We start from the raw sequence: 12,795 nt of genomic DNA, 5'->3' as shown, positions 1-12,795 counted from the left end.
GTTTTAATAGTAATTCCCGACCCAAACCTTAAAAGCCTCCCCGCGTAGTCTTCCCGGTGGTGTGAAATGGCCGAGATGAACGAGATGGAGAAGCTCGCTTACGAGTACCAGCTCCTTCAGGCCCAGGCGCAGCTCCTGGCCCAGAACCTCGAACTGCTCACCCTGGGGAGGAACGAGTTCCAGGCGGTCAAGGAGACGCTGGAGGAACTCAAGAAAGTCGAGGGGGAGAAGCCTGAGATTCTGGTGCCGGTTGGCGCGGGTTCGTTCCTTAAGGCGAGGATAGAAGACAAGGAAAACGCGATAGTCAGCGTTGGCGCCGGCTACGCCGTTGAGAAGAGCCTCGATGATGCAATAACTTACTTAGACGCTCGCATAAAGGAATACGATGAAGCAATAGCCAAGACCCAGGAGGCTCTCAGAAAGCTTGAAGGACAGTTAGGAGAGCTCGCCCAAAAGGCCCAGGAGCTTCAGCAGAGGCAGGCGATGGGCTTCAGTGTGAAGAAATGAGAGTCCTCAAATTTTATTGGGAATTCCTCAAAATTTTGGAGATAACGTTTTAAACTTTTACTCCAACAGGATTTGGTATGAAAAGTCGGGTTAGAGTCACTTCAATCGTGCTTGTTCTAATCCTGCTCGTGGGGAGCTTTGGGTTAGCTGTGCCCAGTATTAACGTGAATGTTCAGGGCATTGGGGCTGGTTCTCAGAGGCTTGTTTCCCCCGTTCTCCAGGGATCCATATGGTTTAACACGGAATTAACTTCCGGTGAGCTCGTTTTCTCGGAAGACCTTCCGGAGGGGACGCGAATTTACGTCTCTCTGCGGGATGCCAGCAACAACACCATTGCCTACAATTACTCCATTGCCCTCACGTCGGATTTGGCCGCTGGAACTATTTTGCAGTATTCTCTCGTCAATCCAAGCGGAGCTAGCAGGGTGGATGTTGTGAAGGCCATTGTTACCGTTATGACTCCCGACTACCAGACCACTTTCACATCGGGCGATATACTAGTCACGAGCAGGGAACTGGGAGTTGGTATGGCCAATACCACAGTCTTTTGTACCCCGATAACCGTTAAGGAAAACAGCGGGCAAACCCTCTACAACTACAGCGTTCTGGTCGTCTTGGACGACAGTGACAATAACAACAACGAGGCATGGAGCGTTGATTGGAACATTATCAACACAACCAACCTTTACTTCACCGATGACGCTGGTAATCCCCTGTATTTCTGGATCCAGCGCCTGGACACCACGAACAGGATAGCCTACCTGTGGGTCAAGCTCCCAGAGCTCGCCGCGGGCTCCTCCAGTACCCTGTGTCTCAACTATGGTGTGTGGCCCAATCCATACCTCAGTTATAACGACCCGGGCAAAGTTTTCCTGCTTTTTGATGATTTTGATGGTTCGTCACTTGATACGAATAGATGGAATGTCCACGGCGACCCAGTAGTGTCAAACAGCGTGGTAAGTCTAAGCAGTGGGGAGTGGATATGGAGCAAAAAAACGGTACCGGGAGATTCATTTCAGATTCTAATTCAGGCGGTGAGATTAAGGCCTTCACCGTTCTTTATGTGGTACGTGGACAGCAGGTCCCTTGCATGGGCTGAGGTTTTCAACGGCAGTTATTTGTTGTACCCGCAGGAAGAATTGGGAGTCTTCAACGTTAGCTCTGGGGAATGGCTTAGGAAGTATCAGATGAGTAACGTTCCTGTACTTGGCTCGGATAACCTTATAAACATAACCGTCCGGCCATACAATTCCACCCACGTCTCCGTTTTAGTTTACGAGGATTCCACACAACTTTCCACTTATATCGTTCCAAAAGAACCCGATGAGCCGATTGGTATCGGTCAGTGGTATTATTATAATTGGCTGGGTAGACCTAGAAGCAGAACATCCACTTACGACTGGATAATTGTCCGCAGGCATGTAAACCCTGAGCCCTCCGTTTCGGTTGGACTCTGGTACTACAAGCTCGTCTTTTACCCGCAGCCTCCTGCCACTGTAACCGCCTCCTCTTTGGTGGTCACTTCACCTGCCGGGACAATAGCATCTTTATCAATCTTTGACTTAAACAATGCCCTGCTGGTGGATAAAAGCGCTTCATCAAGACTACCGATTTCTCCAGGAGCGCCCTTGAATGACACCCTGCCAATTCAGGTGAACAACAGCACAGAAGAAAGAATAAAAGAACTGGCCTCCAACCTCACCCTCCCATCCGATGGGCCATAGCGTACCACTCCACCGTCTTTTTCAATCCTTCCTCTAGCGAGAACTTCGGTTCAAAGCCGAGCCCCTTGATCTCGCTTATATCCGCGAGGCTGTGCCTTATGTCTCCGGGTCTGGGCTTGTCGAAGAGTACTGAACTGTTAGCGCCGGTTATCTCGATTATCTTCATCGCCAGCTCTAGGATTGTCGTCTGCCTTCCGGTTGCGACGTTGAAAACCTTTCCGTTGCTCCTACGGCTCTCGGCGGCGAGTATGTTTGCCCTAACGACGTCCTTCACATAGATAAAGTCCCTCGTCTGTTTGCCGTCTCCGAAGATGACGAGCGGCTCGTTCTTCAGGGCGCGGTTGATGAAGATGCTTATAACGCCCGCGTACTGGTTGGCGCTCTGTCTTGGCCCGAAGACGTTGAAGTAGCGCAGTGCAACGGTTGGAACTCCGTAGAGCTCGTTGAAGACCCGCAGGTACTCTTCAGCTGCTGCCTTAGTCACTCCATACGGTGAAAGCGGTTTTGGTCTCTCGGATTCCTTCAGGGGCAGGTTTGGATTGTCCCCGTAGACAGCCGCGGAGGAGGCAAAGACCAGCTTCCCGTGACCTTCCAGAAGGGCTTTCAGAATGTTGAGCGTGCCGATGACGTTGACTTCCTCGGTGAAAATCGGGTCTCTGACGCTCTCAACGACGCTCACCTGGGCCGCCTCGTGGAAAACATAATCTGCGTGACTTATCAGCTCGGCTATTGATTCGTAGTCCCTTATGTCAGCCTGAACTAACTTCGCCCCAGGGGGGACGTTCTCCTCCTTCCCGGTGTAGAGGTTGTCGATGACTATGACTTCGTTGTCCTTGCTGAGCTCCCATGCGATGTGGGAGCCTATGAAGCCAGCCCCACCCGTAACGACTATCAGCTTGTTTCTCATCGCTACCCCCAGGGATAGTGTTTGCCATGGGTTTTAACCTTTTGCCGGGCCGTCCTGGCATTGTTTAACAAGTTTATGCCTAATTCGAAACCGTTATAAGCCCCCTATTGACTTAAACCTGGGTAAGGAGCCATGCCGAGCTACATCGTTGTTGGCGGTCAATGGGGGGACGAGGGCAAGGGTTCCATCATAGCGTACCTTGCCCTGAAAGACGAGCCTGAGGTCATAGCGCGCGGCGGCGTTGGGACGAACGCTGGCCACAGCGTTTTTATCAATGGTAAGAAGTACGCGGTTAGACAGCTTCCGACGGGTTTCATGCAGACGAGGGCCAGGCTTCTCGTCGGAGCGGGCGTTCTGGTGGACCCGGAGGTTTTCTCCCACGAGCTCCAGCACCTCAGGGACTTCAACGTCGCCGGGAGGGTCGGCATAGACTACCGCTGTTCCATAATCGAGGAGGAGCACAAGAAGCTCGACAGAAGCAACAGCCACCTCCACGACAAGATAGGAACCACCGGGAGCGGTTGCGGACCAGCTAATGCTGACAGGGTCATGAGGCGGGCGAGGCTTGCAAAGGAAGTCCCAGAGCTTGAGCCATACCTAACGGATGTGGCTCAGGAAATTAACGATGCTCTGGACGAAGGGAAGCTCGTACTCGTCGAGGGGACGCAGGGCTTTGGGCTGAGCCTCTACTATGGAACCTATCCCTACGTGACCTCGAAGGACACTACCGCCTCGGCCATAGCGAGCGACGTCGGGATAGGTCCGACGAGGGTTGACGACGTCATAGTCGTCTTCAAGAGCTTCCCAACGAGGGTTGGAGCTGGACCGTTCCCGACTGAGATGGACCAGGATGAGGCTGAGAAGCTGGGCCTTGTTGAGTACGGAACCGTCACAGGTAGGAGGCGCCGCGTGGGCTGGTTCGACTTTGAGTTTGCCCGCTACTCAGCGAGGCTCAACGGCGCGACGATGATAGCTCTTACGATGCTCGACAAGTACGATAAGGATGCCTTCGGAGTTACCGACTACGAGGAACTGCCGAAGAAGGCCAGGGAGTTCGTTGAAGAAATTGAGGAGCGCGTCGGCGTCCCCGTTGGTCTTATCAAGACGGGGCCGGAGCTGGAGCACATAATTGACAGAAGAGATGTGATATGAGAGTTTTCAGAATTCCCAGTTTTCTTCTTCCCCAGCTTGACTCTGATAGGGTACTCAAGTATTTCCCTCGCCCGAGGTTTCAGGGACCGTAGCCTTACCAGAAACTGCCCGTGCCCCATGACGACACCTGTGCGACCGAGGGTTCTGAGTAAGTTGTCTATGGTGAGGTTACCGTAGGGACAGAATATGACGGTGTTCTCCTCTGGAAGCAGGGAGTATTCAAACCCCTGCATCGAAGAATCGGCTATCCTGATGTTGACTTCGGGGCTTTCGGGGGCACTCAGAACCACTTCAAATCTACCCCGTCTCCAGGGTGGCATGTAAAACCTGCCAATCAGCTTTCTTCCACCCCTTCGATCTCCACATCAATATGACCGTCCGCGAGTGCGGTCGTGAGGAGCTTTTTACCGCTGACCCGCCCTCTGCTGGTCATGAAGAGTATCACCGTTCCTCCGTAAGATTCACCGAGCACTCTTACCGCGGGAAAGCTGGCGAATCCCCTGCCAACGATGGCCGAGAGCTTGAATTCCTCTGGGAGGAATTCTATAGAGGATGACTTCTCTCTTTTCAGAACCTGGAAATTCCTCGCTGGGCGCCTTTTTTCTGGATGGCTGAGGAGGGTTATCCTCCCGTACTCGAACTCAAGCTCTGTGGGGAACGTTAAGCGATTTCCTTTTGGAGTGCAGTTCCTTGCAAATGAGGCGACCTTCCTAGGCCCCTCCCCCATCTTTTTCAGACAGAAGAGCGTGAGACCCATTACGATTAGGGCAAAGATTAGGTACAGGGAGATTCCCATGAATGCCTCTTGAGAGGCACCACCGCCTACAAGGGCCAGGAGAATGAGGATGATGACTGAAACAAAGAGAATCAGAAAGGCCGTGATTAGCCGAGTGAGGAATCTGGTCTCATATGCCTCCATCACCATAATCTTCATTGGCACCATCTTCATTCGCTTTGGTGGAGTGTTCTACAAACCATCTCACTATAACTTGATGGAGTTCATCTGCCCATTCCGGGTCCTCGAATATCTCGTGGTAGGCCCCCTCGAACTCCTTTAGCGTCTTGTCCTCAACTTCAAGCTCCTCTAGGAGTTTCCTTGAGCCCTCGGGCGGTGTTATCACGTCTCTCGTGCCGACGATTAGCAGCACGGGAACCTTTATTTTCCCTGCGTCCCTGTGGGCAAGCTCCATGTTCACGAAAATGCTCCTCCCCAGCTTGGCCGAAATCCTGTCGTGAACGAGCGGGTCTTCTACGTAGCGCTTCACGGCCTCTGGATTCCGGGAGAGTAGCTCCGGCTTCAGTCCGTTGGAGAGGACAACTCCCGGTGCGATTTTTCCAAGGAACTTAGCCAATGCCACCATGAAGCCCGGGGTTTCCGGACTTTTGGCAAGGGCCGGCGAGGAAGCGACTACGCCCCGTATTTTATCTGGCCGCGTCTCGGCGTATCTGATGACGGTCAAACCGCCGAGGCTGTGGCCGAAGAGGAAGGGCTTCTCCCCGATTTCATCTATAACTCCGTCGATTATCTCCATCGCCTCCTCGATGCTCGTGTGTCCCCTCTTGCCGGGACTCTTACCATGCCCCGGCCAGTCGAAGGCATAGACGGCGAAGCCGGCATCTGTGAGCATCGAAATGAGCCTTCCATACCTTCCGCTGTGTTCCCCTAAGCCGTGGACAAGAACGACCCAGCCGAGCTTTGGTTCACCGAATTTGGCCCTGTAAACATCCATCTCAATCACCCAACCAGAGCCTTTTTAGTGGGAGAACGTCAAAGTCTTCATCTTCACTCACTACCGCCTGAAGGCCATTGTTCTCTATAACCGCAATGTGAAGGGCATCGGAGGGGCGGAGGTTGTACTTGAGGATTATCCCCCTGGCTGTCAGGTAATCAAAGACGGTCAGGGGGAGAACTTCAACGTAAGGGAGAACCTTTTCGTCTATGAACTCAATCGAAAGCTCGTAAGGGACGCCGTATTTCTTTTTTGCAACGTGGATGGTCTCGTCAAGAACCAGCGGACTTGTGTAAAGGTCATGATTTTCAATCAGTTCGGCGTAGAACTCAATTATCTTTCTCTCGTCTTCGGGCGTCTTGGTTAGGAGGTAAACGAAGAGGTTTGTATCTATAAAGAGCTTCATTCGTCAATCCCCCAGACCTCGTCGAACTCGTCTTCAAGGCTTGTCCCCCTGAGCTCTCCGAGTTTGGCGGGCTTTCCCCTGGCTTTCTTGTGCTTCCATTCGAGGAGCTCTTTAATCAGTTCTTCTTTGCTTTTCTTGGGCATAATTATCAGTCCCTTATCGGTAGGCTCGACTATGACTTCTCCACCTTCATTTATCCCGTAAGCTTCTCTGAAGACCTTTGGAATGACTATCTGTCCTTTTGGGCCGACCTTCAGACGGATACTAACCAATGGTATCACCAAGTATAACTATGGGTTCAACCGATAAAAAGGTTGCGAGGGCAGAAATTTAGGAAGAGAAGGGACTCTCCTTTAGCCTCTCGTTTGCGAACCGGACGATTCTCTTGATGTCCTCCCCTATCGTTTCGGGTTCGGGCTTCATCTGGACGTAGAATACGTTGGTCTTCGGTGTTAGCGAGACGTGCTTGATGTTGGCTGGCCTTGACAGGCTCTCGATTAGGGCCTTCAGGTTCTCCACGTCCCTCCTCTTCTCGTAGAGGGCCTCGTACTGCTTCCCGGCTATCTCGATGACTTCCTTCCTGAGCAGCTCCTCGTTATCTATTCCGGGCCTCATCCGGTAGTAGCCTTTCTGTATCAGGTGGGCCTCCCTTCGTATATCCGAGAACGGCTTGATGACGAGGTACAGCTTGTCGTGCCGGCTCGTTATCAACGCTATCGGGAAGTAGAGAAGGCTGTGCCTCGGAAGGAGTGTCAGGGTGTACTCGAACTTTCTGAGGTTGTCCCTGTGGACCTTGTACTCGGCGCGAAAGCCGATGTAGCCGCCGAGCCAGGTGTAAAGCTCATCCTCGGGTTTGATCACCTCTTTGACGGCCTGTATGTAGTGCTCCATCAGCATGAGGTTCAGCTTCCGCCCCCTGTAGAACTGAAGGGCGGAAATGCCGGCAATAAGGAATATCGCAGCAAACAGTACCTGATTGTCCATCTCAATCCTCCTCCAGCGGATAGTATCTTTCGAGGGTTCGTGCGTCGAGTATCTCAAGACCAGCGACATCATCGAGGGCAGCGACGATGTCCCTTACGATCCGCCAGCGAACGGGCCAGCTGAGGGCGTTCTGAAACGGGTGGTGAAGACCTTCGGAGAGCCGGAGGTATACCCTTACACCATCTTCATCGACGGTGACGGCCTCGACGAGCCCGAGGCTCACTATATCCGCCCCGGTTATGGGTTCCTTCACCCTTTTAAGCCTCTCGTAGATTTCTTCACTCTCCAACTATCTTTCCCCCGAGGGTTCTGAGACGCTCCAGCCCGCGGGGTTCCTCCGCGAAGACCGGTATCCTCACAACATCAATTCCCTTGAACTTCCTTCCCACCTCTCCGAGAACCCGCTCCTGGGCCTCCAGCTTGGCCTTCAGCTCCGGAACCTCTGTCTTCAGCTCCAGAACCTTGTTCATGACGATCATGTTGAAGGGCACGCGGAACTTCCTAAGGCTCTCCCTGGCCCTTTCGGTTTCATAAAGGGGCAGCATCTCCGGGTTCATCACCGCCACGACGCTCGTTTTCTTGGGGTCGGTTATAACTCCCTCAACGAAGGCCACCTCCTCGCGGTAGGACTTAAGCTCCTTCATCACGGCGTCGTCCTGCTCCCTCGTGGGTAGCTTTATCTTCTCACCCTCAACTGTGAACTCCTGCTCCCCGTGTATGTTGGCTATCGCGGCGCGCCTGTCAAGGATGGCCTTCCTTATCTCGATGAGTTTATCCGTCCAGATTAGGGAGATCCTGGGGAGCGCGAGAACGCGGAGGGTTAATCCGGTCGGAGGGGTATCGAAGATTATTACGTCCCACTCATTGCCCTTCACCAGTATTTCCCTTATTGCTTCAAGCGTGGCGTACTCCTCGATTCCCGGGGAGTAGCTCAGGACCTCGAAGTACTTCTCCAGGTTTATGACCGTGAGATAGCGGTAGGTGTGCTTCATGCTCTCCTCCAGGTGCTTGAGGTATGTCTTTATCAGCTTCTCCATGTCGAGCTCACTGGCGTAAAGGTTCTCGGCTATCTTCTTCGGTTTGTCTTTCAGCTTCACCATCAGCACGTCACCGAGGTTGTGTGCAGGGTCGAGCGACACTATCAGCGTCCGGTAGCCCCTTTCCGCGAGCGCCGCAGCGGCCGCCGCCGAACCCGTCGTTTTTCCAACTCCGCCTTTGCCTATGAAAAAGACGACGCGGTAGCCCTTTTTGGGCAGGAAGAACTCCCTCATGGGACCACCTCACGTGATTTCAAACATCCCCGCCAGCTCGCCGAGCACGTCGTCCATATCCACCGCCCTGCGCTGCATCACGTACAGCTCGCGCGTCATGTGTGGCAGTATTCTTATCACGAGCGTCGTAGGCGGGCTGGGGATTCCAACGAAAGCCCCCATGAGTGTGAGCGCGAAGACGTTCTCAAGCTCCCTCAGCTCGAATTCAATGTACTCGGTTGAGTTCTGTTTGAATGCTCCGAAAAAGCCCTTTAAGAAGGCCCTAACGTTCTTCAGAGGGTCTTTTTCTCTGTCCTTCATTTCCATCACCTGAGAATCGAAAAATAAAGAAAAAATTCAGGCCGCGCTCGCGGCGTACTCCTCGCTCGGTCTCTTCCAGGCGACCCAGAAGTCCCAGGCGAGGAGCAGGTTGAGGAGCAGGCTGACCACGAGCGCACCCTTGACGGCTATGAGGTACTGGCCGACCATCGGCACGTAGATGAGGTACCAGATTATCGCCGCCGTCACCGTAATCCAGAGGAAGAGGGCAGGTATTAGAACCGCCCAGCTCCAGTTTCCAGCCCTCTGGACCTTTGCGACCCAAAGTGCAGCGGTCATCATAGCGATACTGGCGAGCATCTGGTTCATCGCACTGAACGCCGGCCAGATGACCTTGTAGCCGGCTCCCCAGGCGAGGTACGTTCCAAGGCCGGCGATGATTATCGACGCGACCCACTTGTTGGTAACGAGCTTCATGGTGCCCTTGCTGGTGTCGGAGATCATTCCAAAGAGTTCCTGCCAGGCGAAGCGGCCGAGCCTCGTAGCAGTATCGAGCGATGTGAGGGTGAATGCTGAGACCCAGAGGGTCGCGAAGGTTTTTCCAAAGGTCTCGCTGACGCCGTAGAACTCGCTGACTGCCTTGGCGTAGCCTCCGAGGAAGGTGCCGAGACCACCGACGTTGATGTAGTTGAGTCCCCACTCGGTAGGATCGCCGCTGAGGCCGGTAAGCTGGACTCCGTAGACGGCTATGGAGGTTATAACTATGGTGGAGAGGAATCCCTCTGTGAACATTCCACCGTAACCCACCATCAGGCCGTGGATTTCATTGTCGAGCTGTTTTGACGTGGTTCCTGAACCCACGAGCGAGTGGAATCCGCTTAAAGAGCCGCATGCTATAACGAGCGGTATCGTGGGCCAGAAGGGCGACGCCACCGGAACGGAGCCGTCGGCGGTGATTCCCTTGATGACGTTGGCGCTCCACATGGTGTACGCCGGGGCAGCGAAGTCCTTGGCCAGGAATATTAGGGCTATGCCGCCGAAGAGCAGTCCGAACCACAGGATGTAGGCGTTGAGGTAGTCCCTGGGCTGGAGGAGTATCCACACCGGAAGCGAGGCCGCAATTATGATGTAAACCATGAGGATTATGTTCCAGTAGTGGTATGCGGTTGTGTAGGCGGCCGAGGTCGGGTCGGTCTGGCCGTCCACGAAGATCAGTGGGTACTTGAGGCCGATCCACACTGCTATGATGAGCAGGATGATGCCGATTATCGTTGCCATCTTGAACTCCATCTTGACCTTGTACATAAGGTATCCCAGTATCACCGCGACGAGCAGGAATAGGAGCGTCGCCGTTGCTGCCTGGGGCGTTACTGTGAGCAGCTTGGCGGTGACGGCAACGAAGGCCGCGACGACGAGCAGCAGGGCGAACCATATGTACACCTCGAAGGATATGCCGGTCTTCCTGCTCATGAGCTTCCCTGCGATCCACTGGACGGACTTGCCATCGTAGCGAACCGATGACATCAGTGCCAGATAGTCGTGCACCGCACCGATGAAGACGTTTCCGAACCAGACCCATATGAGTCCCGGAAGCCATCCCCATGCCATTGCCAGGGCTGGACCCACTATAGGTCCTGCTCCCGCTATCGACGCAAAGTGGTGGCCATAGAGGACAAGCGGGTGGGCCGGAACGTAGTCAACCCCGTCGTAGAGTTTGTGGGCTGGAGTTGGCCGGTTGGGGTCGGCCTTGACGACCTTGCTCTGAAGGCTTTTGCCATAGCTGAAGTACATGGCCAGGTATATAACACCGGCCAGAAGAACTATTACAGCAGAGTTCATGGTTGCACCTCCATGTATATTCTGCGCTGTGATGTACACTTTTTGGATATAAATGCTTTTCGGCAAAAAACTGAAGATGTTTCGTTTTTGAACCTACCGTTGGAAACCGTGCCCGGATTCCAGGTGGAAGTATTTTAAGAAAGCAATGGAAAGGAAAGGGGCTGAGAGCGGGCTTTATTCGAGCTCTATGAGTGCCTGTCCGGTGTCCACGGTGTCGCCTTCTTTGACGAGGATTTTTTTAACCACTCCGTCTTTTGGTGCTGGAATCTCGTTCTCCATTTTCATTGCTTCCAAGACGAGTAATCCCTGGCCGGTTTTGACTTCATCCTCCTCCTTGACAAGGATTCTCAAAATCTTGCCGGGCATTGGGGCCGTTACGGCACCCTCGCTGGCTGGTGCGGGCGTTGCTGCTGGAGTAACCGGAGCGGGAGCGGAGGCGGCAACGGGCGCAGGCACAGGTGATGTTTTTGGAGCGCTGGGTGGAGTCGAAACTCCGGCCACATGGGGCAGGTACCTGAGCGCGCTCAGGTCAACGCCCTCAACTCCTACCTCGAACTCGACCCCGTCCACGTAAATCTTGAACCTCTGAACCGCCGGGGGTACCTCTGGCTTCATCCTGCCTTCCTTCCTCGCCCTGAAGAACTCAAGCGCCACCTGCGGGAAGAGGCAGTAGGTCAGGACGTCCTCCTCCCTCTCCAGGTAGCCGAGTTCCTCAAGCTCCTTCCTGCATTTCTCCAGCGCGGGTTCGAGCAGCTCTCCTGGCCTTACGGTTATGGGTTCCTCCTCCCCCAGAACCTTTGCCCGCAACTCGGGGTTTATCTCCCCCGGCGGCCTTCCGTAGAGCCCCCTGATGTAGTTCTTGACCTCTTCCGTTATCCTCTCGTACCTCCCAAAGAGGATGTTGAGAACCGCCTGCGTTCCGACTATCTGGCTGGTCGGCGTCACCAGCGGCGGCCATCCGAGGTCTTCCCTGACGCGAGGAATCTCCTCCAGAACCTCCTGTAGTCGATCTAAAGCTTTCATCTCCTTCAGCTGGGAGATGAGGTTGGAGTACATTCCCCCCGGAACCTGGTACTTCAGAACGTATGGGTTCACCATGAGGGCCTCCTTGTGCAGCATTCCCGAGTACTTCTCATCGAGAAGTTGCTTAAGGTAGCGTGAGACCTCGTGGATGAGCTCCCTGTCGAGGTGGCTCCCGACGGCCTCGGGCAGGGCGTGCCAGATGGTCTGTATGCCCGGCTGGGCGGTTCCGAAGGCGAGCGGGCTTATGGCAGTGTCTATGTAGTCGGCTCCAGCTTCAACGGCCTTGATGTACGTTGCGACCGCCATTCCCGTAGTGGAGTGGGTGTGAACGTTTACGGGAACGCCGTAGCGTTCCTTTATCTCACTCACCAGCTCATAGGCCTTCCAGGGTGTTAGGAGGGCCGCCATGTCCTTAATGGTTATTACATCGACATCGAGCGCCAGGAGTTCTTCGACCTTTTTCATGTAGTACTCGAGCGTGAACACTTTGCCCGTCGTGTAGGCTATCGCACCCTGAACCTCGGCTCCAACTTCCTTCGCCTTCCTTATCGCTACCTCCATGTTCCTGACGTCGTTTAGGGCATCGAATATTCTGAAGATGTCTATCCCGTTTCTGTGGGCGAGCTCGACGAACTTTTCAACCACGTCGTCGGGGTAGTGCCTGTAGCCGACGACGTTCTGCCCGCGGAGGAGCATCTGGAGCTTGGTTTTTCTGATGTGCTCTCTGAGGAGCCTCAGCCTCTCCCACGGATCCTCGCGAAGATAGCGTATGCAGACGTCAAAGGTGGCCCCTCCCCAGACCTCCATGGAGTAGAAGCCTATTCTATCCATCTTCTCCGCTACCGCGAGCATGTCTTCGGTCGTAAGCCTGGTGGCTATGAGGGACTGGTGAGCGTCTCTAAAGGTGGTATCTATTATTTCGACCTTCCCCATTCTCTCACCCGTGGGGATTTGGAGAAGGAGATATATTTAGGTTGCTGGACAAAATAGGGAA

At 54.1% G+C, this 12,795-nt stretch carries 14 protein-coding genes; 3 read left to right on the top strand and 11 right to left on the bottom strand.

The window, feature by feature from the left end:
* Positions 1-66 precede the first annotated feature (66 nt).
* Both pfdA and E3E25_RS06485 read left to right on the top strand, forming a co-directional pair.
* Positions 67-507 carry a prefoldin subunit alpha gene (pfdA, locus tag E3E25_RS06490; RefSeq protein ID WP_167892311.1) on the top strand — a complete coding sequence of 147 codons (441 nt, stop codon included), beginning with the start codon at positions 67-69 and terminating at the stop codon, positions 505-507.
* Between the two features lie 77 nt (positions 508-584).
* Positions 585-2,231, top strand: a complete 1,647-nt coding sequence (locus E3E25_RS06485; protein WP_167892310.1) for a DUF2341 domain-containing protein — start codon at positions 585-587, stop codon at positions 2,229-2,231.
* On the opposite strand, the gene E3E25_RS06480 is transcribed toward E3E25_RS06485, so the two are convergent.
* Positions 2,206-3,138, bottom strand: coding sequence for an SDR family oxidoreductase (locus E3E25_RS06480; protein ID WP_167892309.1), 933 nt, complete (start codon positions 3,136-3,138; stop codon positions 2,206-2,208). The two genes, E3E25_RS06485 and E3E25_RS06480, sit on opposite strands and share 26 nt — an antisense overlap.
* 132 nt (positions 3,139-3,270) lie before the next feature.
* On the opposite strand from E3E25_RS06480, the gene E3E25_RS06475 reads away from it, so the two are divergent.
* Positions 3,271-4,290, top strand: a complete 1,020-nt coding sequence (locus E3E25_RS06475) for an adenylosuccinate synthetase (protein ID WP_167892308.1) — start codon at positions 3,271-3,273, stop codon at positions 4,288-4,290.
* A 334-nt stretch (positions 4,291-4,624) separates the two neighbouring features.
* Here E3E25_RS06475 and E3E25_RS06470 read toward each other — a convergent pair whose 3' ends face one another.
* From E3E25_RS06470 to E3E25_RS06425, 10 genes are all read right to left on the bottom strand, one after another.
* The gene (locus E3E25_RS06470; protein ID WP_167892307.1) at positions 4,625-5,209 is read right to left on the bottom strand and encodes a hypothetical protein; all 585 of its coding nucleotides are present in this window, start codon (positions 5,207-5,209) and stop codon (positions 4,625-4,627) included.
* Positions 5,196-6,020, bottom strand: a complete 825-nt coding sequence (locus tag E3E25_RS06465) for an alpha/beta hydrolase (RefSeq protein ID WP_167892306.1) — start codon at positions 6,018-6,020, stop codon at positions 5,196-5,198. Before E3E25_RS06465 ends, E3E25_RS06470 begins: the two co-directional genes overlap by 14 nt.
* Before the next feature lies 1 nt (position 6,021).
* Positions 6,022-6,426: a type II toxin-antitoxin system VapC family toxin gene (locus E3E25_RS06460; protein ID WP_167892305.1), complete on the bottom strand. Its 405-nt coding sequence runs from the start codon at positions 6,424-6,426 to the stop codon at positions 6,022-6,024.
* The gene (locus tag E3E25_RS06455; protein WP_370456655.1) at positions 6,423-6,707 is read right to left on the bottom strand and encodes an AbrB/MazE/SpoVT family DNA-binding domain-containing protein; all 285 of its coding nucleotides are present in this window, start codon (positions 6,705-6,707) and stop codon (positions 6,423-6,425) included. Before E3E25_RS06455 ends, E3E25_RS06460 begins: the two co-directional genes overlap by 4 nt.
* Positions 6,708-6,756: 49 nt before the next feature.
* A complete protein-coding gene (locus E3E25_RS06450; protein ID WP_167892304.1) occupies positions 6,757-7,410 on the bottom strand; it encodes a hypothetical protein in 654 nt (217 codons plus the stop codon).
* Position 7,411: 1 nt separating this feature from the next.
* Entirely contained in the window at positions 7,412-7,699 is a 288-nt protein-coding gene (locus E3E25_RS06445) for an iron-sulfur cluster assembly protein (RefSeq protein ID WP_167892303.1), read from the bottom strand.
* Complete coding sequence (locus E3E25_RS06440; protein ID WP_167892302.1) at positions 7,689-8,681, bottom strand: ArsA family ATPase; 993 nt, start codon at positions 8,679-8,681, stop codon at positions 7,689-7,691. The genes E3E25_RS06445 and E3E25_RS06440 overlap by 11 nt, the downstream gene beginning before the upstream one ends.
* Before the next feature lie 9 nt (positions 8,682-8,690).
* Complete coding sequence (locus E3E25_RS06435) at positions 8,691-8,981, bottom strand: hypothetical protein (protein ID WP_167892737.1); 291 nt, start codon at positions 8,979-8,981, stop codon at positions 8,691-8,693.
* 36 nt (positions 8,982-9,017) lie between these two features.
* Complete coding sequence (locus E3E25_RS06430) at positions 9,018-10,778, bottom strand: carbon starvation protein A (protein ID WP_167892301.1); 1,761 nt, start codon at positions 10,776-10,778, stop codon at positions 9,018-9,020.
* 174 nt (positions 10,779-10,952) lie between these two features.
* The gene (locus tag E3E25_RS06425; protein WP_167892300.1) at positions 10,953-12,734 is read right to left on the bottom strand and encodes a pyruvate/oxaloacetate carboxyltransferase; all 1,782 of its coding nucleotides are present in this window, start codon (positions 12,732-12,734) and stop codon (positions 10,953-10,955) included.
* Between the last annotated feature and the right edge of the window lie 61 nt (positions 12,735-12,795).

The organism is Thermococcus sp. MAR1 (genome assembly GCF_012027305.1).
In the GTDB taxonomy this organism is placed as follows: domain Archaea; phylum Methanobacteriota_B; class Thermococci; order Thermococcales; family Thermococcaceae; genus Thermococcus.
This window is presented reverse-complemented; position numbering and strand designations above follow the sequence as displayed.